The 26128-nt window shown below is 32.3% G+C and carries 19 protein-coding genes; 12 read left to right on the top strand and 7 right to left on the bottom strand.

Going from position 1 to position 26128, the window contains the following annotated elements; all coding sequences use genetic code 11:
• Positions 1-180 precede the first annotated feature (180 nt).
• The 6 genes from ROY99_11385 to ROY99_11360 all read left to right on the top strand — a co-directional run bounded on the left by ROY99_11385 (position 181) and on the right by ROY99_11360 (position 8958).
• Entirely contained in the window at positions 181-1494 is a 1314-nt protein-coding gene (locus ROY99_11385) for a T9SS type A sorting domain-containing protein (GenBank protein MDT3696979.1), read from the top strand.
• 42 nt (positions 1495-1536) lie between these two features.
• The gene (locus ROY99_11380) at positions 1537-2814 is read left to right on the top strand and encodes a T9SS type A sorting domain-containing protein (GenBank protein MDT3696978.1); all 1278 of its coding nucleotides are present in this window, start codon (positions 1537-1539) and stop codon (positions 2812-2814) included.
• Between the two features lie 16 nt (positions 2815-2830).
• The gene (locus ROY99_11375; protein MDT3696977.1) at positions 2831-4705 is read left to right on the top strand and encodes a T9SS type A sorting domain-containing protein; all 1875 of its coding nucleotides are present in this window, start codon (positions 2831-2833) and stop codon (positions 4703-4705) included.
• A 228-nt stretch (positions 4706-4933) separates the two neighbouring features.
• Positions 4934-5791, top strand: coding sequence for a T9SS type A sorting domain-containing protein (locus tag ROY99_11370; protein MDT3696976.1), 858 nt, complete (start codon positions 4934-4936; stop codon positions 5789-5791).
• Between the two features lie 49 nt (positions 5792-5840).
• The gene (locus ROY99_11365) at positions 5841-6380 is read left to right on the top strand and encodes a hypothetical protein (GenBank protein MDT3696975.1); all 540 of its coding nucleotides are present in this window, start codon (positions 5841-5843) and stop codon (positions 6378-6380) included.
• A 154-nt stretch (positions 6381-6534) separates the two neighbouring features.
• A complete protein-coding gene (locus tag ROY99_11360) occupies positions 6535-8958 on the top strand; it encodes a sigma 54-interacting transcriptional regulator (protein MDT3696974.1) in 2424 nt (807 codons plus the stop codon).
• On the opposite strand, the gene ROY99_11355 is transcribed toward ROY99_11360, so the two are convergent.
• The 4 genes from ROY99_11355 to ROY99_11340 all read right to left on the bottom strand — a co-directional run bounded on the left by ROY99_11355 (position 8955) and on the right by ROY99_11340 (position 13595).
• Positions 8955-9632 carry a hypothetical protein gene (locus tag ROY99_11355; protein ID MDT3696973.1) on the bottom strand — a complete coding sequence of 226 codons (678 nt, stop codon included), beginning with the start codon at positions 9630-9632 and terminating at the stop codon, positions 8955-8957. The genes ROY99_11360 and ROY99_11355 overlap by 4 nt on opposite strands.
• Positions 9633-9650: 18 nt before the next feature.
• Positions 9651-11606, bottom strand: coding sequence for a hypothetical protein (locus ROY99_11350; protein MDT3696972.1), 1956 nt, complete (start codon positions 11604-11606; stop codon positions 9651-9653).
• A 23-nt stretch (positions 11607-11629) separates the two neighbouring features.
• On the bottom strand, positions 11630-12535 hold the full coding sequence (locus ROY99_11345; GenBank protein ID MDT3696971.1) for a hypothetical protein: 906 nt from the start codon (positions 12533-12535) through the stop codon (positions 11630-11632).
• Positions 12536-12629: 94 nt separating this feature from the next.
• On the bottom strand, positions 12630-13595 hold the full coding sequence (locus tag ROY99_11340) for a hypothetical protein (protein MDT3696970.1): 966 nt from the start codon (positions 13593-13595) through the stop codon (positions 12630-12632).
• 438 nt (positions 13596-14033) lie between these two features.
• Here ROY99_11340 and ROY99_11335 point away from each other — a divergent pair, with 438 nt between their 5' ends.
• A complete protein-coding gene (locus ROY99_11335) occupies positions 14034-15050 on the top strand; it encodes an alpha/beta fold hydrolase (GenBank protein ID MDT3696969.1) in 1017 nt (338 codons plus the stop codon).
• An 89-nt stretch (positions 15051-15139) separates the two neighbouring features.
• Here ROY99_11335 and ROY99_11330 read toward each other — a convergent pair whose 3' ends face one another.
• On the bottom strand, positions 15140-15616 hold the full coding sequence (locus tag ROY99_11330; GenBank protein MDT3696968.1) for a CoA-binding protein: 477 nt from the start codon (positions 15614-15616) through the stop codon (positions 15140-15142).
• Positions 15617-15772: 156 nt separating this feature from the next.
• Here ROY99_11330 and purF point away from each other — a divergent pair, with 156 nt between their 5' ends.
• From purF to ROY99_11305, 5 genes are read left to right on the top strand one after another with little or no spacing between them, the layout of a single operon-like run.
• On the top strand, positions 15773-17254 hold the full coding sequence (gene purF / locus ROY99_11325) for an amidophosphoribosyltransferase (GenBank protein MDT3696967.1): 1482 nt from the start codon (positions 15773-15775) through the stop codon (positions 17252-17254).
• Positions 17244-21455 (top strand): S8 family serine peptidase, encoded by a 4212-nt coding sequence (locus tag ROY99_11320; GenBank protein MDT3696966.1) that lies wholly within the window; start codon positions 17244-17246, stop codon positions 21453-21455. Before purF ends, ROY99_11320 begins: the two co-directional genes overlap by 11 nt.
• Positions 21452-22024 carry a CDP-alcohol phosphatidyltransferase family protein gene (locus ROY99_11315; GenBank protein ID MDT3696965.1) on the top strand — a complete coding sequence of 191 codons (573 nt, stop codon included), beginning with the start codon at positions 21452-21454 and terminating at the stop codon, positions 22022-22024. The genes ROY99_11320 and ROY99_11315 overlap by 4 nt, the downstream gene beginning before the upstream one ends.
• Entirely contained in the window at positions 22011-22937 is a 927-nt protein-coding gene (ftsY, locus tag ROY99_11310) for a signal recognition particle-docking protein FtsY (protein MDT3696964.1), read from the top strand. Before ROY99_11315 ends, ftsY begins: the two co-directional genes overlap by 14 nt.
• A 14-nt stretch (positions 22938-22951) precedes the next feature.
• Positions 22952-23149, top strand: a complete 198-nt coding sequence (locus tag ROY99_11305; protein MDT3696963.1) for a hypothetical protein — start codon at positions 22952-22954, stop codon at positions 23147-23149.
• 40 nt (positions 23150-23189) lie between these two features.
• Here the strand turns inward: ROY99_11305 and ROY99_11300 are convergent, their stop codons facing one another.
• The gene (locus tag ROY99_11300; GenBank protein MDT3696962.1) at positions 23190-25067 is read right to left on the bottom strand and encodes a chloride channel protein; all 1878 of its coding nucleotides are present in this window, start codon (positions 25065-25067) and stop codon (positions 23190-23192) included.
• A 200-nt stretch (positions 25068-25267) separates the two neighbouring features.
• Positions 25268-26119, bottom strand: a complete 852-nt coding sequence (locus tag ROY99_11295) for a 3-hydroxybutyryl-CoA dehydrogenase (GenBank protein ID MDT3696961.1) — start codon at positions 26117-26119, stop codon at positions 25268-25270.
• Positions 26120-26128: the final 9 nt, after the last annotated feature.

Here is a 26128-nt window from a genome sequence, read left to right as displayed (position 1 = left end):
GTTAACAAGATTCTTAAAAACTGATAATCCTACCCTATACCCTTATACCCTCATATTCTATACCTTTTTTCCACAATTTGCAACAAAACCGCTAAACATTGACACATCTGCGACAGCAAACGCCTGCCATAAAAATTAACTTTCTTCTAATAATTTTAATAATTCTTTCAGGAGTTAAGTATGAAACATTTTTTACCAAGAAAGCTCGTTTTGAAAATTGGCTGTACTGTTATTTCAATTTTAGCACTATCCTTTTGTGATGCTTTAGCCCAACAACCGGAATTAATCTGGCTCGGCACACTTGGCGGAAATAACAGTGAAGCACGATCAGTATCTTCAGATGGTTCAGTTATTGTTGGAGTTGCTAATGATCAGAACGGTAATCCCCGTGCTTTCAGATGGACAGTACAAAGCGGAATCCAGGATCTTGGGACGTTAGGGGGTGACTGGAGCGAAGCTACTGATGTATCTGCTGATGGTTCTGTTATCGTCGGTTGGTCTTATGATGCTAATAATATTTACCGTGCATTTAAATGGACTGCTGGAACCGGTATACAGGATTTAGGTGCCGGTGATTATAGCAAAGCCCTTGGTATTTCAGCAGACGGTGCAGCAATTATAATTGATATCTATCCAAGTGCTTATCGCTGGACACAAGCTGGAGGTATTCAAGACTTAGGTACTCTCGGTGGTAGTTTATCTGGTGTGACTGATATATCGGCTGATGGTTCAAAAATTTGTGGTTATTCTTATGTCAGTGCTGGAGATCCTTATGCATTTCGCTGGGTTGATGGTGTTGGAATGGAACAGATTGGTACTTTCTACAGTTTTGCATTAGGCATATCTGAAGATGGAAATACAATTACCGGTTTTGAGACAGGCAGTGCCGGGATTTACAAAGCATTTCGTTGGACACAAAGCGGTGGTTTTGAGTTTAACATTGCAGGAAATTTCAGCCAGGGAAATGCTGTATCCGGAGATGGAAGTATTATTGTTGGATCTTTTGGTGATGGTGCATTTCGGCTTTCTAATGCTGGTGGACTGGATTCACTGAACCAGGTTTATTCAAGCTTGCTTACAACTGGTTCTGAGTTATCTACTGCTCTTGATATTTCTTCCGATGGTCAATTTATAGTTGGTCAGGGAACGAATGGTTTGACTTCACAGAATGAGGGATATCTGTTGGCAATCAATGGAATAAGTTCAATCAACGAGTTATCCGATTATCCATCGGATTTTGAGTTAAGTCAAAACTACCCTAATCCTTTTAACCCATCAACAACAGTTTCTTTTTCTATTCCTGAAGAAGAATTCGTTTCACTGAAAGTTTTCAATTCTCTTGGAGAAGAAGTTGCTGAACTAATTAATGAAACCAAGCCTGCTGGTAATTATCAAGTTGATTTCAATGCAACAGGATTATCATCCGGTGTTTATTTCTACACACTACAGTCAGGTACTTTTAATCAAATAAGAAAAATGATTTTATTGAAGTAAGCGCCCATTCAATTTTAAATTAAAATTTAAAGGAGTTAAAAAATGAAAAACTATTTATTATTTCTGATCATAATTTATTTACTACTTGCTTCAAATGAAATATTCTCCCAATGGATGTCAACTTCATTAACAGAGATAACGCCTGCATTAGCTCCAAAATATGATACTGCCGGAACAGACTTGTATGCAGGCACCTTTCGAGGAATTTACAATTCGAGTGATAGTGGTGCTAATTGGGATACGTTATGGGCAGTTCAAACTGATACTCTTGTTTATTGTTTGGCAACAGCTAATGATTGGATTTTTGCCGGAACTAAAAATGGCGGATTGATAAGATCATCGAATAATGGACAGAACTGGTCATTAAGCAGTAATGGTCTGCCATCTTTCAATATCAGAGGAGTTGAAATTGTCGCTAACAATTTAGGCGATACTACTCTTTTTGCTGCGACTTTTGGAGGAGGGATTTTCAAATCCACCGATTTCGCGTCGAATTGGTTACCAGCGAATAATGGAATTTCAAATCTTTATCTTTTTTCCTTCATTACATTAGGCAATGGTACTTCTGATCCACAGATTTTTGCAGCTTCAAATGGTGATGGGATTTATAAATCAACAGACTTTGGCAATTCCTGGTTCACCTCAAACAATGGTCTCAATCATCTTGATGTTAGAGTATTCGCATCAAACATTACTTCTGGTGTTACTAACTTATTTGCCGGAACACATAATGGTGGAATGTATCTATCAACAAACGAGGGTGATAGCTGGACTCAGATTAATAACGGAGTTATCAGTAATTGGATTTGGGCACTCACTTCAACTCCGGGCGATTCATCTGCACCAATAGTTTTTGCGGGGTCAGATTTGGGTGGTTGTTATAGAACTACGAATAACGGTTTGCTTTGGGAGGATTATGGTCCCGTAAATCCAAATACAAACAATTATGTATTCGCCATAAACGGTGATTATATTTTAGCAGGAACACAGGATGGAGTTCTAAGAAGACTGATTGATGAGACTTCTGATATAAGTAACTTAAATAATAATCTTCCGGGTGTTTTTACTTTGAATCAAAATTACCCTAATCCATTTAATCCATCAACAACAATTTCCTTTTCGATTCCGGAAGAAGAATTTGTTTCTCTTAAAGTTTTCAATTCTCTGGGAGAAGAAGTTGCTGAATTAATAAGCGAGACCAAACCTGCTGGTAATTATTCTGTCTCATGCAATGCCTCAGAACTTTCAACTGGTGTTTATTTATACAAGTTCTCAACCGGTTCATTTACACAGGTTAAAAAAATGATTTACATCAAATAAAAAAAGGAGTATAAAAATGAAAACAAATAAAAATATCTCTTTGCTTGCCGTATTCATTTTATTCCTGGTAATCACATCTCAATCAAACGCTCAACTGAATATGACTGTTAACTCTTTAGCAGATGATGAATATGCTTATGCGTATGATGATCCAAACACAACTGCTGATGAATCAGAAGATGGAATATGTCAGGATGAATTGGGAAGATGTACAATACGGGCAGCTATCGATGAATCGAATAATATGGATCAATCGCTGACTCTTTTCTTTTCAGTAAATGGGCAAATTAACTTGATGGATGCGCTTTATCCTGTAGATGGATCAGAGATTCTTGGTAATGATCAGGTTGAAATAACTGGTAATGCCGGCTTCGAGCTTGAAAATGATTGTCAAATTGAACGATTGATTTTTAATGGATTGACATACTCTGCTATTACCATCCATGGTGATAATAATACAATTGGTTCCACTAATATTTTTTTAAATAACTCCTTTGCTGTCGATATATGGGGTGACTCAAATTCGGTTGGTTTTAACCGCTTTGGAATTGATCAAAATAATAATCTGGGACCCAATGCTATAGCTATTAATATTACTGGTTCTGCCAATACGATTGCCTCAAATATAATTTGTGGCAGTAGCTTGGTGGGGATATCAATTGGTGAAGGTAGTGATAACGTTATCAGAAAAAATTATATAGGAACAAATTCCCAGGGTCAATCAGGACTTGGAAATACGATTGGAATCAGTATCGACGGATCAGACTACAACCTTATCGGGGGAGAAACTCTTGATGAGAAAAATGTTATATCCGGAAATTCAGTTGCCGGAATTACTTTAGGCGGTGTACCGCCTGATAACTATTCTATTGCAAATGGAGTATGGAGCAATATCATAGGTTTGGATCCTACCGAATCATATGTAATACCAAATGGGAAAGGCATCATTATAACAAATGGCGCAAGAATTGAATTTCTGAGTCGAAACATAATTGCCGGAAATTCAACTAGTGGTATTCACATTTTCGGTTTTGATAATGAAACAAAAACTTATGGGCATACAATTGCTGAGAACAAGATAGGTGTTAATTCAAATAATGTTCAATTCCCAAATGGAATGGATGGTATAACCATCCAGGGAAATGTTGAGGAGGTAACTATTGGAACAAATTTAGCTGGATTGCATTTGCCTAACAGCATTATTGGAAATCAAAATAGGGGAATAGCAGTTATGTCTGATTTTGGTTACAACCCTTCAAAAATTCAATTCAGAAAAAATATTATATATCAGAATAATTCAGCAAATGTATTTATGTCATCTCAGGCTAATAATGGATTATTACCACCATATGGTTTATCGTTTAACAACAATACCATTGCAGGGATTTGCGATGTTTCTGGTGCACTTATAGATATTTATAAGGCAAACATAAATGAATTTTCTTCATCAGCTTATGAGTGGATTGGATCAACTACAGTCGGTTCGAACAATGTTTTTTCTTATGAAATTACCGATCCGTCAATAGAAGCAGTTTCATTAACTGCAACAACAAGTACAGGGAATACATCTGCTTTTGGATATCTTGAATTAATAACCGATGTTGAAAAAGTAGATGATAAAATCCCGACTGAATTTGCGCTTCTGCAAAATTATCCGAATCCTTTCAATCCAACGACAACTATAAACTTTTCAATCCCGGAAGAGGAATTTGTTTCACTGAAAGTCTTTAATTCTCTGGGAGAAGAAGTTGCTGAACTAATTAAAGAAGAAATATCAACTGGCAGTTATTCTATCTCCTTTAATGCAAGCTTATTATCAAGTGGAATTTATTTCTACAAACTAACTGCCGGAAGTTTTTCAGATATAAAAAAGATGATTTATCTTAGGTAAAAATCAGAAGAATATGATAATGAAATCAAAAAAAATATTTGTTTGCTTTATTCATTACACTTCTGATAATGATGCTGCAGTTGAATGCTCAACTAAATATGACTATTAACTCTTTAGCCGATGATGAATATGCACGGACAATATGTTTGCCGTTTAGAATGTAGTGAATTTGTTCAGATAAAATAATTTTAACTAAATAATTTTCTAATAATAATAAAGGATTAAAATATGAAATGTTTAACTGTCTGTTGCTTTTATTTATTTATGTCCTATTCATTTAATCTGAATGCTCAGATTACAAATAATGGATTTGAGAATTGGGAAACAGACTCTGCAGGAAATTATAACCCTGTGGGCTGGCAAACAACTAATGATTTCCCATTAATTAATGTTGAGCCTTTTTCTCCCGGTTGTCAGGGGCAATTTGCAATGACTGTAAAAACAATAAATGCCGGATTTGCATTTCCGGGCTTTGCACTTTTAGAGACTGCCATAAACTTCAATGAGAGACCAACTAAGTTTTATGCATGTGTTAAGTCAAATATTATGTCAGGTGACCAAGTTCTTATAATGATTGCATTAATGAAGGGTGATAGTGCAGTAGCAGTTATGGATAGCTGCACTTTTAAAATCGATTCAACTATAACGCAGTTTACTAATCTAGAATTTCCTATTACTTATCAGTCTAATTTGATACCGGATTCCTTGATTATAATAGTATCCTCTGGCTTTGTAAATGTACAAGTTGGAACTGAATTAACCATTGATGAAATTGGATTTATAAATGGTTCATCAGATATTTCAAGTGATGAAAATCTATTAAACGAATTTGAATTATTTCAAAACTTTCCGAATCCTTTCAATCCGATAACATCAATTAGATATCAAATACCAGTAAGTGCTGATGTTGAAATCAAAGTATTTGATTTATTAGGAAAGGATGTAGGAACCCTAGTAAATGAATTTAAAAATGCCGGTAAATATGAAATTAATTTTAATGCTAATCAGTTTTCGAGCGGAGTTTACTTTTATAAGATCACAGCAGGAAATTTTTCAGATACAAAAAAGCTTATTATATTAAGGTAATAAATAACTAACTAACTAAATTAATTTATAAACTAATTAAGGAACTAAAATGAAAAACATAAAATTTGTTTTTTTCTTTCTCTCACTACTTTCAGTAGTACTATTTATAAGTTGTTCGAAAAGTGATTCAAATAACCCTGTTAATCCTGGCGGCGGAGGTAATAACGGCGGAGGCGGAAGTAGTAATGAAGCAAAATTAACCCTGAATGGTGATACTTTTAATAACCAGGTAGTTACATTAAAAAATGGAACAGCAGGATATTCTGTATCAGATACAGCAACTGTAGCTCTTTTTATGGGCACAGTAAATTCTGACTCTTTATACTTTTATATTGTGTTTAAAGGTAAACAAACTGGAGCTCAAAATTGGGGAGGTGATTTTGGTGTAATGCTGTCGAAAAAAAGTTCTTCAGCAATGAGCTACTATTTAGGTTCACAGCAAGGGACAACTACTGTTTCAAATTATGGAGCAGTTGGTGGTAAGATAGAAGGCAGTGTCTCAGGAAAATTGATTCTTCAAACCGCTGCCCTTACTGAGGTTTCTGTAAGTGGAAATTTTTCTGCAACCAGAGTGCCCGACGTTAACTAATATATTTAGTCTGAGGATAGCAGCAATTATGCAATATCCTCAGACATCTACTTTTAATTGTTTTTTTCAACACTCAATTATTTTTAGAATAATTATTTATAAGAATTATTTTTATTTAGTTAAATTTGATTTATTCAAATGAAAATTAGATTTAATGAATCAAGTTCTACTCAAAATAATTACTGCTTTCTCAATTATTCTATTTCTTGTCATTTTCTATTCATTTTTTAGAGATGCTGACCTAACAATTAGCAATTCTTTCAATAAAATTATAGGGGAGAGACAACCTGACTCTTCAATTATTATTATTCATATAACCGACAATGATATTCAGCAGATTGGACCCTGGCCAATTAAAAGAAGTTATTATGCTTTGCTACTTCAATATTTGGATCAATTGGAAACTAAAAAAGTTGGGTTTGAAATATTTTTAAGTGCAAAGTTTGCTTCTCAGTCTGTTTATGATCGAGTTCTTCAAAAGGAATTAGAAAAGTTTGATAGCTTAGTTTTGAGTTCTGTTGCTGGAGATATTAAAGAAAATGATAATCAATATTTTACTGACTCCTTGAGCTTACCTAGTCCAAAATTATTAAATAGCAGTATAAATTCAGGGCATACTAATTTTATTCGTGAGTTTGGAATTAAAATTCCCTTAAGTATCAGATATGGCAATAATTCCGAAAAAGCCTTTTCTTTGAATCTGTTTGATAAAAATATTGAAAGACCGGATATAAAAATAAACTTTATTTCTAACTGGAATAGGTTTACTAATTATTCTTTTATAGAATTTCTTCAGATGGTACAATCGAAAAATTCTCAACTGAATTTGTTCAAGCATAAAATAGTTTTGATAGGAATCAGTGACAGACAACTCTCATCCGGTATCTCTACAACTTTTGACGATGTCATTCCAGGTGTTGCATTGCATGCTTTTGCTCTTGATAACTTAATTAATAACAGATTTATCTTAGATGAGTATTATGATTTTTCAATCCCTGTATTTATAATATTTTCATTAGCACTAATTTTTATATTCAGAAATACAAGATTGCACTGGAAATTAATTACAGTTCTCTCTCTTTTATTTTTATTACTTACAATTAGCAGGATTTTAAATATTGAACTCGCTTACACTTATTTTCTGATTCCTGCTTTAGCTCAGATTGTTGTGGAAGTTTATTATAAAACAAAAGAAAGCAGGGCAGTAATCAGCGGATACTTTAATGAAACTGAAGTCTTAAAAAATCTGCTGGTAAAATATGAGAAACAATTATTTCAGCTGGAAAAAGAAATGGATCTAACTGCAAACGGAGATTCAAGTTTGCTTTTGGGTAAAATCCGGGAACTAAAAAACAGTTTAGCCATTTTAAAAAAATCTGAGGAAGATCTTAAAGAAACAATCCTTGAAAGCAATGCAAACTTCAATAATTTTTATGGGATAGTTTATAAATCACCTAAGATGCAATTGGTTGTTGATTTGATAAAGAAGGCTGCACCAACCGATGCAACAATATTAATAACAGGTGAAAGCGGAACAGGTAAAGAATTAGCTGCAAGAGCTATTCATCAACTAAGTAAAAGAAGTGAACAGAAATTTGTAGCTGTAAATTGTGCTGCCTTAACTGAATCTTTGCTTGAAAGCGAATTGTTCGGACATGTAAAAGGAGCATTTACAGGAGCCTATAATAATAAACTGGGTAAGTTTGAACTCGCGGATAAAGGTTCGATCTTTTTGGATGAGATTGGAGAAACTTCTGAAAATTTTCAGGTTAAATTACTTCGTGTTTTACAATCGGGTGAGTTTGATAAAGTCGGCTCTGAAAATACTTCTAAAGTTGATGTTAGAATAATTGCTGCAACAAATAAAGATTTGATGAAGTTAATCAATGAGAATAAATTTAGAGAAGATCTTTACTACAGATTAAATGTAATCAACATACATATAGAACCGCTGAGAGACAGAAAGGAAGATATAGAGGTATTAATAAGTTATTTCCTGACAGAAGAAGAAATTAAATATCAAATATCTTTGGCGGCTAAAGATGTATTAATAAATCATGATTGGAAAGGAAATGTTCGTGAGCTCGAATCAACATTAAAAAGGGCAAAGGTCTTCTGCCAGACTGATAATCGTATATTAATCCAACTAAATGATCTTCCCAAAGAGCTAGTACAAACAGGAAAACATGGTTTTGAAGAAATGGTACTTGAATCACTCAGAAGTAAAAGATTTTCACATTCTGCAATTAACGAAACTGCTAAGGAGCTAGGGAATGTCAGCAGAACATTGATATCAGAAAATTTCAGGGGTTATTCGCTTAAATTATATTCTGAGACTAATTATGATATTGAAAAAGCTGTAAATATTATTTCACAAACAAGTGATGTGGATGTAAATATTAAAGTTAAATCAAAACTTGAAACCTGGCTGGCAAACATTAAAAAAGATGTTGATAAATGTAAATCAAAAGATTTTGACGTTGTAAAGTCGGAATTAATTTCAAAGTATAAAAACCTGCCTCAAAAATATCACGCATATCTTGATCTTGTTATTAAAGAACTTCTAAATAAACACTAATCTTTCAATAATAATTTGCTAATTGAATTTATTTTGCTTTCAACTTCTTCTTTTTGATCACTTGAGAGATTTAGTTTTTTTATAGAAATAAAATCCTCTAATGCCTCGTCATAAAGTTTTTTTGAAAACAACAAATTCGCGAAGTAAATACGATTATCAGGTTCTTTACTCGTTTCAGGATATTTTCTGAAAATTTCTTTTGCGGCAATAATTGAGGATTCGATATAGCCATTTTCTGCGAGCTGTTTTGCACCTTTTATTCGTTTCCAACCGAAATCATTTGAAAGTATTACTTCATTTGAAGCGGAAAGATTATTACCATACACACTTGTTGATTCTGATTTAAGTTTCTCTTTTTGCCTCGGAGCATTCAGTACACGGTCAAGAGCAAGTGCCATAATTAATTCATCCAGAGATATTTTTTTAATACTCGAGATGTTGAGTGCCGAGTTGTCTTTCAATATAAAATTTAATCCTTCTCCGGTAATTTTTGCTTTTGAATTATTATCTGTGCTTACGATAGTATTTTCTGAAACAGATGTTTTGGTATTTACCTTTTGCCAGTTATTTTGTTCAGGCAAAATGAATTTAACGTCACCCTTTAGTTTTTCAATCTCGTAATCCTGAGCTGGAAGTATTCTAATCAGAATTAATACTATAATTATTATTTTCATTTTATCACCTAATAAATCTCAATAAATATCTATTATTTCAACCTTGTCAGTAATTAGACCAAAGTTATTTATTGCATCATTGTTAAACTTTGCAGCAGCAATTGACCAGGCATCATTAAAATCAGTTAAACTTGTTGTTTCAATAGGTATCCAGATTTCATCATCACCCTTAGCATTTTTTCTTAAAAAATATTTTGTATCATTTGCTCCAAGCAGATATCCCTGTTCCGGATTTAATTTTGTATTTAGCAATACACTAACATGCCTTATAGAGCCATCAGATTTATAATCTATAAGTGCAGTCTCAATTCCTATACTTTCCAGGAGAGAACTGTAACAGACGCTTAAGTCATCACAATCGCCGCCTTTTAATTCAAGTGTCTGTTGAGGATACTGCACATATTCTCCGGTTGCTCTCGGATCTGCAATGTAAGTCATGTTTTTAACAAATGAATTAAAAATTATTTCCGCTTTCCGAAAGGTAAGTAATGAGCTAATAGTGGAATCTAAAAGTGATTTATATCCAGAAAGAATATTTTTTGAATATTTAATAGAGAAATCCAGATCATTCTTAATAAAATATTTTAAGTTAATTACTTTACCATCCCACGCATTTATACCATTAATTAATAATGGCTTTTGTATTTCATCATCAATAAAATCATTAGAAGTTGAAATCAAAAAATCAGCATAAGTCAAATCAGGATTGGCAGAGCGATAATTTTCCGGAATTATCAGATAATATTTAACATCAGCAGTATCAAAAGCATTAATGACAACTGGAGAAGAAGAAAATATTTCATTGCTGAAATTGTTTATTCTTATTGAAGGATTAACCTCAATCTTTGTCTCAGTAAGATTTATTACTTTTGCTGTAGCAAATGGCTCATCAAGATAAAGATCTGAAAGTGCCGGATAAATACTTTTAATTATTTCAATATCAAGGAATTTTACTTTCTGTTCATTTAAAGTGTTTATTTTGAATACAGCATTCAATAATATTTTATCATTACTGAATTGATTATTTATAATGTTTGATATTCCTTGTCCTGTAAATTCATTTAAATCGTAACTAGAAGTTCTATTTGAAAAATATTTTAACCAGGTTAAAGCGAGATCAAAATATTTAGTGATAATTAAACCGGATAAATTAATCCCTGCAAAAAAAGGATTCTGTTTTTTATCATGAAAACTAGAGATTGAAAGTCCGGCATTAAATGGACCAATATTATGCAATGCATTAAAACCAAAAATAAAACTTGAACTAGTTTCATAAGAAAGATTTAAACTAAATTGATCAATAAGGCTATAGCTTAAACCAACTAATAATTCTTTTTCTTGTTTTAATCTCAGGTTTTGATATTCACTTTGATTAGCATTCTCTGTCAGATTCAGCAGGTTAACTGAACAAATATTAATGTTAATATCTTTTGTTAAATCCCAAACCAATCCAAGATCAATTTTCCAATTATTAAAAATATTTTGTTCCGTTTCTGGAATAAAATATACAGTATCAGAAAAAATTGTTGTAACTATATCCTTGTAAAATTCTTCTTTTAAATACCTTACATTGAATCCCGCAGAAATCTTTTCATTAAACTTGTACGAGTATCCGGCTGAAAATAGTTCCTTAAAAAGATATCTGGTTTCAAGAGTTGATTTATTTTCATTTCCATAAATCACTTGCTGTTCAGATTTTATCACAAATTCTTTTTGAAATCCAGGTGAATATCTTAATTGTAAATAGTGATCATTAATTTTTTTGCCTGCAGAAATCTGATAAAGACTGCTGTAAAAATTCCTTGATAAAACTTCACCACCTAATGTAAAAGAAAATGCCCAGTCTTTTATCACATTATAATTTGAGGGATTAAACTCTATTGAATTAATAGATGAGAAAGACAATTCAGAAATTGAATTTACTGGATTTAGTCCCAATGCAGATTGAGCATATATTTCACCTAATGAAATCATAAGTATTGTTATTATAATTAATCTCAAGGAATATCTACCAAAATTGTGTGAACACTTTGAGAAACAACATAAAGCTCATTTTCATTTAGACTTTTAACTCCACTATACTTGCGGACCAGACTTATTGCAAACTTGTTAAACTTATTTCTTGGGATATTCTTAAGCAAATAATCAGGAATGATCAGCCTACCGTCGTCATTTGTTTTTATTTTATAAAACGGAAAAGCTTTATTGTTCGCTGATTTTATTCCGCCAAGTATTAAATAGAAATTATCTACCGATTCACCATCCCAGTTAATTTCAATAAATGGATTGTTTTGTTTTCCGTGATTGATAAACTTAATAGTTCCGGTTATCTCTTTGGGAGTAGTTATTTCAAAGTTTGAATTTTGTCCTCCAAGAAATGCATTATAATTAAAGTCGATATTTGCATTATACTTAAATATGAAAGGATCAAAGAATGGTCTGTTATTGAGATTAAAAAGTTCGTATTTTTTTCCAAGAACTGTATCAATCAAGTTTCCTGCTTCCCGAAATCTGATTCTGTAATCAGACAACCGAGCAACAACATTATCAAAACGAATTATACCCGGAATAATTGTTCCATAACCAAGCAGAACATTATTTATTGGTGAACGAAAAGGTTTTGATTTATCAAAAACAAAAACCTGAGCCGAAGAAATGTTGTCTGTTCTTCCGTTGCTAGTGATCTTTATTCCACTTACAGATATAACACTTGAATAGTTTAGGATTTCATTTGGTACACCGCTGGTATCATATCCGTTTGTGTAATATTCATTTTCAATATCTTTTCCTAGTATTTCCACTTCAAACGAATCATTATCAACTAATTCAGTTGGAGCCGGTTCATCACAAGCTGTGTAAAAAAATAGCGGAATGATTAACAGTATAAAAAAATATTTTTTCATTTGTATTTAATCTTTAAGTTCTGATAACTTTAGTAAAACTAAGCAAACCCAATTTCTTTTGGAAATCGGGTTTGCTTTATAACCATTAATTTAATTATGGTCTAACAAAATATGGTATTCCCCAGGATTCCATTTCAACTGGTGTTGCATCATCAAAAACGACCTGTTTCGGCATTGCATTAATTATTGCATGATAAAATCCTACATACTGATGTGTTCTGTAAGTCTGTTCATAAATTTTATTGAATACACTACCATTTTGAGTTGAAGAAATTAACTCAAATTTTTTCTTTGTTCTGTGCATTCCAAATCGATTTGCACCGTAAGTTAAGGTAACAAAATCTGTATCAGCATAAGCAGAAGTTAGTTCAACTCGTAGTAATACATCTTGATTTTGGGGAATTACCGGTATATGATGCCATCTCCACCAGAAGCCCCAATGTCTTACAAGATAATAATCATTTGGTGAATTTATTTCGAGTGTATCTCCATTAGGTAAGAATGCAGTTAATTTTGTGATGTTTATATTTGAACTTTGAGTTCCGCCTTCAGGCAAAGATATAGCAGCAATTTTCCAATTAAGTAATGGATGACGAGTATTCGCAATCTTAACAAAAACAATATTCCTGGTAACAACGGAAGTAAAAGGTTTAGTGATTAGTGTATCAGGATTAGTTGCATTAGGGTCATACGATCCTTTAATATAAAGTATTCCTTCAAAAGTATTCGTAATCAATCCGTATGCTGTATCACCAACAATATTTATGTTCACATTACGATTTACTAATCTCATTTTATGACCAACTCTGAATGGATAAATTTCAGTATTCGTTTTTTGAAGAATATCCATATCACCGCCTTCGTTATAGTTTGGCTCGAAGGAAGTTAATACTGAATCTTCTGAAACAATTTTTACCAGTGCCTCCTGGTCAGTTGCAGGATCATCGGTAGTTTGAACTGTCATATCATCCTGGCATCCGACAAAAATAGATACCATTGCAAATACAAGTATTATCCAAAATTTTTTGAATAATTGAGAGTTTTTATTTATGCGAATCATTTTATTCTCCTGTTTTTATTGAAAGATGTTTTGTTTTTGAAAATCACCTTCCAAAGAATTGTGCCAACTGGAAAATTCAAAATACTCTTAATAAATATGTTAAAAATAGTAGTTTCATGCATTTAGAAATGCATGGAAAATTAGGTTATTTGCATGACGTATTAAAAAGTTTCCGGCATTTAATGCAATATATAAACCACTTCTTAGACATATTGCTATGTTTACAATTATCTTAATAATATTTACTGAATTTGATTCTCTCTCTGTTAAAGGTATAAATTTGAATTATTTGGCTGAGTGCTGATTATGTTTAATAAAGATTTAAATATGGAGGGAAATAGACAATATTTTTTTATAACCATTTTAAAGGATAATTAATTACTTTTACGATAACAATTGATCATTACATTAATAAACCAACTTTAAGACAGTATTTCAATGAGAAAAACATTTTTCTTGACCTTGTTATTTTTACTTTCGTTAGACATTTGTTTGAATGCTCAATCAATACAGAAGTTCTATCAGATAAATAGTTTTGAAACAGAAGCCGGCTATACTATCAATAATTGTAAAATTGGCTATAGAACTTTCGGCTCTATTAGTAAAGATTCATCCAATGTTGTGCTTTATTGCAGCTGGTTCGGAGGCAACTCAGAAGCGATCGGAATCCTGATAAATAAATACAAGTTTATTGATACAACAAAATATTTTATAATTGCAGTGGATGCATTAGGAAATGGAGTATCATCCTCGATTTCAAACTCTGATATATCCGATTCTGTGTTTTATAGCTTATCAATTTCTGATATGGTAAATGCAAATTACAAATTGCTTACTGAACATTTCGGATTAAATAGAATTTATGCAGCAATCGGCGGGTCGATGGGTAGCATGCAGGTTCTTCAAATGGCTGTTACATATCCTGAGTTTGCTAAAAAAATAATTGGTTATGTCGCTACACCACGATTAAGCAGTTCAGATCTTTTATGGATGGCAACTCAACAAAATCTGATTGAGTCATCTTTAAATTGCGGAATGAGTGAAAGGGAGGTAACCAGGTTATCAGAAATACTATCAGCTAACTTTGCCAGAACTCCTGATTATGTTACTAAAGATATTGACAGGTCTGAATTTCAAAATTATCTGGATTCATTTGATAAGGAATCAAAAAAGATTTTTACATTACAAAATTATCTTACACAATTAAAAGCTATGATGAAACATGATATTTCCAGAGATACAAATGAATCAATGACAGAAGCATCTGAAAAGATCATAGCTAAAATGTTCATCATTGTAAGCAAATCGGATTTATTGCTAAACCCTTCTGAAGCAATTGATCTTGCTAACTTAACTTCATCGAGACTTTTAGTACTTGATAATAATTGCGGTCATCTCGCAGTTTCATGTGAAATAGACAGAGTGAGAGAGGAGATTGCAAATTTTTTAGATTAGTAAAGAATATAGGAGTATTTGTATTATGGAATAATATATATATCAGGATACATCAATCCACTATTCAGTTATTCAATTATTCCATAAGATTAATTCGCTTTTTCAGCTTGTGGAAATTTTCCTGTAACTTTTCCTGTAACTTTATCAATCCAGCGGTGAAACTTATGAATTGATTTTACCGGTTCAACAAACATCAAAATACATTCGCCTGATACAACCAGCATTCCGTTTTCTTTACAGTAGTTAATAGCATTATTCGATTCTGATCCTTGCTGCATCCAGATAAATTTTATACCTAACTCTTTGGCTTCTTTAACTATATTTTCTGTTTCAAATGGCGGCACAACAGTAATAACTCCATCAATAGTATGTTCAATAGAAGAAAGTGAATTATAAAGTTTAATATCATTTAAGGTCCCGCCGTTCTTATTAACAGCAAAAGCATTATAGTTGTTATCTTTCAGATGTTTAAAAACTGAGGCTCCAAATCCTTTGCCTTTTGACGATACACCAACAACAGCTATATTCTTTTGTTTTGTAAATGATTCTATTACTGATAAATCCATTATAAAATTCCTTTTATTTTTACATTAAAATTAAAATAATTCATTCACAAAAGAATTATTCTTTTTAAAAAAATATTTACAGTAATTTCAAATTTCATAAAATATGTACTATTACTTAATTTTGTTTATAATTTTTTCATACTAAATCGGATTAAAATGAATTACATAGAAGATAAACCTATTTCTTATTGCGGTATATTTGGGATATATGGTTATGAAGGTGCTTCTGCTCAGGTATATTATGGGTTGCATGCTTTACAGCATCGGGGACAGGAAGCCAGCGGAATTGTTACAAGGTCGTTTAATGGTGATAATAAACCTCACTTTAATATTGTTAAAGGTGAGGGATTAGTTTCGGAAGTATTTGAAGATCTGTCATTACTTTCAGATGTTTTGATTGGTAATTCAGCAATCGGACATAATAGATACTCTACAACAGGCACTGCTAAATCAAGAAAGAATATTCAGCCGTTTATGGTTAATTATCGAATGGGGAATCTGGCTGTTGCACATAACGGAAATCTGACAAATGCAAAAGAACTTCGTGAAGAGTTAGTAAATGAAGGTGCTATTTTTCAAACTACAAGCGATACAGAAGTTATCCTACATTTAATTGCTCGAAGCAGACTTGATAATCAGATTGATCAGATAGTAGAAGCATTGAGACGAATTGAAGGCGCGTATTGCCTTGTTATTTTAACTGATGATAAATTAATTGCAGCAAGGGATCCGCTTGGATTCAGACCATTATCAATCGGAAAACTTGGTAATGCTTTTTTGGCTGCCTCTGAAACCTGTGCATTTGACATTCAACATGCAGACTTTGTCAGAGAAGTTGAACCAGGTGAACTTATAGTTATTGATGATGAAGTTATTAAGACCAAACAAATAAAATCTTATAAAATAAATGGCGACCATCAGCCAAAGAAATATTGTGTTTTCGAATATATATATTTTTCACGCCCCGATAGTTTTATCTTCGGACATAATGTTGATAAAATGCGCAGAAGACTAGGAAAGGTTCTTGCAAAAAATCATCCTGTTGTGGACCCTGATGGAGATAAAGTTTTTGTAATTAGTGTTCCTGATAGTTCAAACACTACTGCATTAGGATATGCACGGGAATTAGAAAAGATGGGAATTGATTCAAGATTAGAAATCGGTTTGATAAGGAGTCATTATATTGGGCGAACTTTTATTAAACCTGGTCAATCAAACAGAGAAATGGGAGTAAGAATCAAGTTTAATATCGTTAAAGGTGTTCTCGAAGGTAGAACAATAGTTCTTGTTGATGATTCGATTGTCCGCGGTACTACATCAAAACAACTTGTTCACTTAATTAAAGAAGCAAAACCAAAAGCTGTTCATCTAAGAATATCATCTCCACCAATAATGTATCCCTGTTTTTATGGGATGGATTTTCCAAGCAGTGAGGAATTAATTGCTTTCCAAAAAAAAGGAGATATAAAAGAGATTAAAAAGTATCTTGAAGTAGATAGCTTGGAATACTTAACTATCGAAGAGATGTTGGAAGCAGTTTCTGAAGCAGGTAAAGATAATTTTTGTACAGCTTGTTTTTCAGGTCAGTATCCAACAAAAATAGATACTAGCTTCAAAAAGGAGATGTATGAAGTTTAATCCAGCTTTTCTTTTTATCACATCAATACTTTTTTCGGTTACATCAATAGCACAAACAACATTTTTTATTAAATATAAAAACAATGTACCACTTAGTATTATAGCTGACAAAGTTTCGGAACAGAAAATCTCTGATACATTTGCAAACAGACAAATTAATTTTCCCGAATTTCAAATTAACTATTTTGCAAAAGGTCTCGGGATGGGAGATGAAGTATTGGAGAGAATTCTGAAAATAAAATTTTTTGAAAATGTTGATGCAGAAAATCTCAACTCAATATTTTCTAATGATCCTGATATTGAATACATACAACAAGCAAATAATTACAAGATTGATTTTATACCTAATGACAGTCTTGTCTCTCAGCAATGGGCATTGGAAAAGATACAAGCATTCAATGCATGGGATATTACTCAAGGTTCTGATACAGTTTTGCTTGCTATTATTGATACCGGAATGGATTATGATCATCCTGACTTAAAAAATAAAATTTATATAAACTCCGGTGAAATTGGAATCGATCAATTTGGAAATGATAAAAGAACAAACGGAATTGATGATGATGGAAATGGTTTTATCGATGATTATATGGGATGGGATTTTACTGATAGATTGGGATTTCCTTTCGATTCAACCGGAGGAGATTATTTAGACTGGGACAATGATCCTTTTGATGAAAATGGGCATGGAACTTATATTGCAGGAATAGCAGCAGCTCAAACAAATAATTTTTCTGGCATATCCGGGGCAGCTCCGCTGATTAAAGTACTTAATCTGCGCGCCTTTGATCCTGGAGGATACGGTGAAGAAGATGATGCCGCCGCTGCAATTCTTTACGCAGTACAAATAGGTGCAAAAGTTATTAATATGAGTTTTGGTGATAATGCATTTTCGTATGTACTGCGTGATGTTATCAGGTATGCCTACAGTCAAGGGGTTGTGCTTGTAGCAAGTGCCGGAAATACAGGTTCGAATTTGCCGCATTATCCATCTGGTTATTCGGAAGTAATTTCTGTTGGTAATTCTACCCGTGAAGATTATGTTGCAGGAAGTTCAAATTACGGTTCTACAATTGATCTGGTTGCCCCTGGTTCTTCAATTTTAACAACTGCCCGTAATAATGGTTATGCTGAAATTAGCGGAACTTCAGCATCAGCACCTTTTGTTTCTGCAGCCGCTGCTTTAATTCTTTCACTTAATAATTTTACTAATGAAGAAGTAAAACAGATTATTAAATCTACAACTGATGATATTGGTGAACCTGGCTGGGATATAAAAAGTGGAGCAGGAAGATTAAATTTATTTAAAGTTCTCTCGGTTACTGCTCCATCCGCAATAAAATTTCATTCGCCAACTCAGGATTTTGCAACCTCTGGCAATAATATTCCGATTAAAGTTTCAGTTCTGTCTCCTTATTTTTCATCATTTAGTATGGATTATGGAATTGGACTTAATCCTAAAAATTGGATCAGCTTGATTAGCAATCAGCAATATCAGATTGCAAATGAAGAAATATTGGATTTGGATGTTTCAGGATTTGCAGATACAGTTTATACTTTAAGGTTAATTGTAAATCAGACAACAGGGAGGACGCTTGAAGAAAGAATTAATTTTTATGTTGACAGAAGTGCGCCTGTTACTGAGTTGATTTCAATAATTCCAGCATTCTATGGTGATAAAACAACTATACTTGCTTCTGTTTATACTGATGATCCTTCAATCGTGCGTCTTTATTATAAGCTTTATGGAACTGCCGATTATAATTTTGTTACCTTGGATGGATTTACTATTAATAATCAATTTGTTAAGTCTATTCATTATGGTTTCATCCCAAAAGATCTGATTGTACAAAACTCTTTATATCAGATTTACTTAGAAGCTGAAAATCTTGTTGGATTAAAAACGATAATAAAAGATAATAACACAGATTTCTTGATTTCAACTTCATTTGAAGCTGAACTTTCTACAGATTATATACAATCATTTACTTTACCGCCCGGTAGTGTTTTTGAAAATCAAATTTCTTTATCAAATAACTCAAAAGATATTATCATAAGAAAAAATACATCACCAAAAGTATCATCAATTTATTCTTTTCAGAATAATGAATTTGTTCTCGTAGATTCACTTAATGATAGAATTGTGAAAGCGGCTGGCGACTTTAATAATAATGGTTTAACAGACTTGTTAGATTATTTTGTTCGGGATGGCTTTATAGATGAACAAAGCAGTTCTAACTCTTATTCTTTTACAGAAAAATATTCTAATGTTGGCGGTAAGTTTTGGCCGATTTTAGCAAAGGATGTTGATAATGATGGTATTACTGAAATATTTAGTGTTTTGAATGACTCAACCATTGAAGTATGGGAAGTAAATTCATCATTAAATCTTAATAAAGTAGCTACACTTACTAATTTCTCACCTTCAGGATTTGGTTTCAATATAATTAATTCTCCTAATGCTGTAATTACTGATATAGATGGGGATGCAATAAATGAATTCTGGATGGTAGATCAGGATGGTGATATTTTTGGATATAAAATTACTGGAAATAATAAATTCGAAAAGGGCTTCGTAATCCGGACAGGTTTTCTTGGTTCTTCTGCACATCTTACTTCTGGTGATTTTGATGGTGATGGAAAACAAGAATTAGCTGTCTTATTACATTCAGTTGAGGATCTCGATATTTCACCGTTCTATAGACTTGTTGTATTTAATATTTTAAATAATCAGGTTAATTTCTTATTTGATAAAGCTTTAATAGATGCTTCTACAGAATTTAATAACACATTTAGAAGATCTGAAAATAGTATCAGACTTAAAGACCTTGATAATGATGGTTCAGATGAGTTAATTCTTTTTGTTTTTCCATACTCTTATATCTTCAAATATGATTTTGGATCTGTCAGGGTAGTTTCATACAGAGAGAATATAAATTCAAATTCGATTTTTGTTGGCGATTTGAACGATAACGGTGTACCTGAAGTTGCTTTCCCCACAGAAAACGGAATACAGTTTATCGAATTTACTTTTTCTGAGCAGGCTCCTAAACCACTTGGCTTAAATGGTTTTAGTATATCTGCTTCGGCTATACAGTTAAAATGGTCTGCTCTTGCAGAACGGTTTTATATTTACAAAGGATTAACTCCCGATAATTTGATTTTGATTGACTCACTTGTTTTTGAACCAAGCTATATTGATAATTTTGTAGAGCCAGATAAGAATTATTATTATGGAGTTCGGTCGTATAATCCTTTTAACCTGATTCCGCTTTCGGGAATGAGTAATATTATCAGTGTATATTCCCATACACCTGCAATCGCTATTAATGCTGTCAGCAACAGTAACAGAAGTGTTATTGTTACTTTTTCAGAAAAGATGAAAAACACAATTGATAATCTTCAGTCATTTAATGTTTTAGGTTTTGGTTATCCTAATTCTATCACTGCAAATAATCAATATTCATATTTATTAACTTTTAATTCAGATTTTTCAAACGGTGAGCATCAGATCGTTATAAAAGATATTAGAGATTTTTATGGTTCGCCGATTCAAACAGATACTTTAACTTTTACAACGATATCCAGCCCGGAAGATCCTTCATTTTATGTTTCAAATTTTGAAATTATAAATTCATATAAAATAAAACTCACATTTAATTTTCCGGTAGATCAAAATTCAGCTTTAAATACAAATAATTATATTTTTACTCCAGATAACAAAGTTTCATCAGTATATATAGATCAAACAGATCCCAAAATCATTTATCTTGATTTAACTGGTAATAAACCAGTAGGTTCAATAGGGAAGGAGTATGTTTTAAGAATTAAAGATCTTATTTCTGATGCAGCATCCGGTGGAGTTACCATAAACTCGGGAGCCGGCAGTTACCTGGTATTATCAACATTTGCAAAAGATTTATCAGGTGTTTTTGTATATCCAAATCCAACGAAAGAAAACGCAGAAAAGATAACATTCGCAAATCTTCCTCAAAGGGCTAAGATTACAATCTGGTCTATAGATGGACAAATAATATATGAATTAGAAGAAAATGATGGTAATGGTGGTGTAGATTTTTATCTAAAAGATTTTTCAGGAAATAGAATATCGAGCGGTGTATATATTTATCGTATTGTTCAACTGGATAATATGAGAAATGAAGGTGAGGAAAAACTCGGAAAGTTTGCAATCATAAGATGAAATTTTCCAGTCAGGAAATATTTACGATATCAAACGGAATTAGTTTACTTAGACTTCTTTTGGTAATTCCTCTTTGGTTTTTGCTTGATCATTATGAATTGCAATCAGTAAGATATATTACATTTGCCTTGTGTCTGTTTGCTGCTGCTACTGATATCCTTGATGGATATCTTGCCAGAAAATTAAATCAAATAACAGAGTTAGGTAAAATTATTGATCCATTAGCTGATAAAGCTGCAATGGCAGTTGTTGTAATTAAATTGTTTTTAATTGGCGAAATAAATTTATTCTTTTTCCTGACAATATTTCTTCGTGATATACTTATTTTTTTTGGCGGTTTAATCGTTACCAAAATACTTGGAACTGTTTTACCTTCAAACATACTTGGCAAGATTACCGTATTGTGCATCGGTATGGTAGTACTTTTAATATTGCTGGGAATTGATAGAAATAGTTTAATATTTACTTTGTTCTATTTTTCAAGTATTGTTTTAATGTTTATTTCATTTCTTGCTTATGTTTACAGAGCAGTTGAATTTATAAAAAAGAAAAAAAATGAGTCTGTTTAAAAATTTTAATCTAAATAAATTAAAAGAAGGTTTAAGTAAAACCCGAAATAAAATTGTTAATTCGATTACAGAAGTTGTAACAGGTAAAGCTGTACTTGACGAAGTATCAATTGATCAAATTGAAGAAATACTTTTAAGTTCTGATATAGGATTTGATACAACTGAAAGAATAATTGAAAATGTCAGGAAAAATCTTAAATTAGAAAAAGAAAGGTCAAGTGAAAAAATAATTGAAGTTGTTAAAGAAGAATTAACAAAAGTTGTTTCTTATAATTCAGTTTCAAATGGTTTTGACGAAAATGTACCATTTGTTATTCTTATTATAGGGGTTAACGGAGCAGGGAAGACAACAACAGTAGGTAAATTAGCACATAATTACAAAAAGATAGGCAAAAAAGTTATTATTGGCTCTGCTGATACATTTCGTGCTGCTGCTAATGAGCAACTTGAAATCTGGGCTGAACGAGCTGAAGTAGATATTATTCAAAGCACAAAAGGTACTGATCCATCTTCTGTTGTTTTTGATACATTAAAAAAGGCAGTTGACGAAAAATATGATGTTGTTTTAATTGATACTGCTGGTCGTTTGCATAATAAAACTAATCTTATGAACGAGCTTGATAAGATAAGACGGGTTATTAAAAAAATTATACCTCTTGCTCCAAATGAAACTTTTTTAGTTTTGGATGGTAATACGGGACAAAATGCGGTTAAACAAACTGAAGAATTCTCAAAAGTTACCAACGTTACTGGTTTAGTTGTTACTAAATTGGATGGCACTGCTAAAGGCGGAGTAGTTTTCCAGATTGTAGCTGCTCATAAAATTCCGGTTAAATTTATCGGAGTTGGTGAAGGTATTGACGACCTTATGGAATTTAATCCTGATTCATTTGTAAATGCAATATTTAATTAGGTTCGAACATGTTAATGAAAAGACCCAGACACAGAATTTTTGATTATCCATTCAGGCATTATAAACCTGAAGAAGATGAACAAGAACGAAGAAAACGGAAACTTGGGTTTACAAGCTACAGGAAATACACGCGTAAGAAAAAGAATCCTGTTTTATGGTTAGTATTTATACTTGCAGTACTTTTTATCATTTACAAACTTAGCGTTAGATAAGGTAGTCCAATAGTTTACATAATATACATTATCGGACAGATTACCATTCCTTGGTTTTTTCAATATTTTCATCTTTACCAAATAAAACCAATATATCGTCAGTCTCTATGATATAATCGTGTCCTGGCATCACTATCTTTTCTTTCAATCCGGATTCATCAAACATTTCATCATATTTTTTTATCATCAAAATTTCTAATCCATATATATTTCGGATTCTTAATTCCTTCAGAGTCTTTCCAATAAATTCATACTTAGGTTTTCTCTCAACAATAGAATAACCATCTGAAATTTTAGAAGTCCTCGATTCATTTAGAGTGGAAATCTCTCTTGTCAGTCCTTCAGCCAAATCACTTTTCAAGCTCAGGTTATTATAAATTGATAGTATATCATTTCTGGTTATTACTCCGATTATATTTCTATTAATTGAATTGTTTATCACAGGTAATTCCTCAATTTCACCCTTAGTTAAAATTTTTAAAGCATAATCAAGATCCTGATCTTTAATTACATAAGCCGGCTTGTTATCAGCGATATCACTGGCAATAAGTGACATTTTTAAAGAATCGAATTCAGTGATTAGATTTCGAACATGTTTATCAGATATAACACCCGTAAGGCTTTTATTAGAATCAACAGTATAGATTCTGTGAAATTTAGATTTCATTAAACTTGTAACAACTTCTTGTAATGTAACGTTTTGATCTATAAGGACAGGATTCTTTTGCATATAGTGTTCAGCAATCATATTTTTCAGAATACTTGTTTCTTTTGCGGATGTTAGTTTAAAACCTTGTCTTTCTAATCTTTTTAAATGAACCGGACCTTTAAAAACAATTTGAGTGATAGTTGAACTGACAATAACAGCAAGCATAAGCGGTAAAATTAAAGAGTATTCCCTTGTCATTTCAAAAATCATTAGTATTGCAGTAATTGGAATAGAATTAATACCTCCTAAAACTGCGCCCATCCCAACTAAAGTGTATGTTGTCGAATCAAGCTTTAAACCAAATAAAACGGACATTAAAACAGAAAAAAGGTACCCTAAAGCTGCTCCCATAAATAATGAAGGAGCAAAAGTACCGCCAAAACCACCTGAGTTTAAAGTTAAAGGGACCAGAAAAAACTTCAGTAACAGTAAAACAAGCACTACTCTCCAGTCTAAAACTGATTTTAGTATTTGGTTAATTCCAGTATAACCAATTCCGAATATCTCTTTATAAAAATAGCCACTGACGCCTACTAAAAGCCCAATAATAATCATAAGCATCCATTTTGGAATTACTTTACGGATTTTATTCTTTATTATTCTTTCAGAGAAAAAATCAAATTTCAAAAACAGAATTGATAAAATACCACCAAGAAGACCTAAGATTATAAAAAGATATAAATAATAGTAACCTCCGATATCCGGTACATTAAACATAAAAACTGAATTGTTACCTAAGAATATTCTTGCGATTGCACTAGCTGTAACAGAAGCCAGAATTAAAGCTGAAAAAGTTGGGGTATGATAATCATTAAGTAAAATTATCTCGAGAGCAAAAAACACTCCGCCTAATGGAGTATTGAAAATTGCAGCAATGGCAGCGCCTGAGCCTGCAGTTGTAAATACTCTTCTTCGTTGATCAGAAACTTTTAATAAGGTTGCAATCTTACTGGCAACACCCCCACCTATCTGAGCAGCAGGTCCCTCAGGTCCTACAGTACCTCCGGAGCCAATCGAAATAACCGGTGCAAAGAAGTGGAAAATTGTAGTTCTGAAAGAAATGATTCCATCTCTTGTAGCTACCGATTTAATTATATCCAACACTCCCCTTCTTTTAGAAACTTCGGGTGCGGCTTTAATCATCAGAAACTGAATAAACATTCCAATTGCTGGTAACAGGATAACAGCTGCTGCACCTAAGAAAAACAAACCACCGGCTGTTCTTTCAAAAAAGATTCTGTTAAAAAATTCTATTGAAAGATGAAAGAATACTGCCGATAACCCCGCAGCTACACCAATTATAATAGCATAAATGCTGAAAGAAATATATTCAGGGAATGAATGTCTTTCGAAATAATCTTTTACTGAATTTATTCTTTTAGAAATTATAATTTTATCCTCAATTACTTTCAGTCATATTTATAAAATCCCTCACCAGTTTTTCTGCCAAGTTTATTTGCAGCAACCATTTTTTTTAACAACGGGCAAGGTCTGTATTTAGAATCATTGTAACCCTCATAAATAACATTCATTATTGCAAGACAAACATCCAATCCAATAAAATCAGCTAAAGTTAAGGGACCCATTGGATGAGCCATTCCAAGTTTCATAACTGAATCGATAGATTCTTTGGAGGCAACACCTTCCATTAGTGCAAAAACAGCTTCATTTATCATCGGCATTAAAATACGATTGGATATAAATCCTGGGTAATCAAATACTTCTACTGGCTCCTTGCCTAATTTATAAGATAATTCCTTTATTGTATTGTATGTTTGATCTGAAGTAGAATAAGCACGAATGACTTCAACTAATTTCATAACTGGAACCGGATTCATAAAATGCATTCCTATAAATTTATCAGGTCTGCAAACTGCAGAAAGCTCAGTTATAGAAATTGAAGATGTGTTTGAAGCAAAGATACAATCTTCATTTATTCGATTCTCTAACTCCTTAAAAAGAGCTATCTTTATCTCCTTATTCTCAAAAATAGCTTCTATTATTAATTGTACATCAGACGGAATTTTTTCAACACCAACAGTGCTAATTATTCTTTTTAATGTTTCAGATTTCTGAGTCTCTGAAATAATTTGCTTTTTAACCTGTCTATCTAAATTAGAAGTAATCGTATTGATTGCTCTGTTAACAAGTGTTTCAGATGTTTCAGTTAAATGAACTTCAAAATTATTTAATGCAAATACATGAGCAATTCCATTTCCCATAGTACCGCCTCCAATAACAGCAACTTTTTTGATATCCATTTTTAACTC

Source organism: Ignavibacterium sp. (genome assembly GCA_032027145.1).
Classification (GTDB): Bacteria; Bacteroidota; Ignavibacteria; order Ignavibacteriales; family Ignavibacteriaceae; genus IGN3.
The sequence above is the reverse complement of the archived record's forward strand: the minus strand, read 5'-3'. Positions and strand labels throughout refer to the sequence as shown.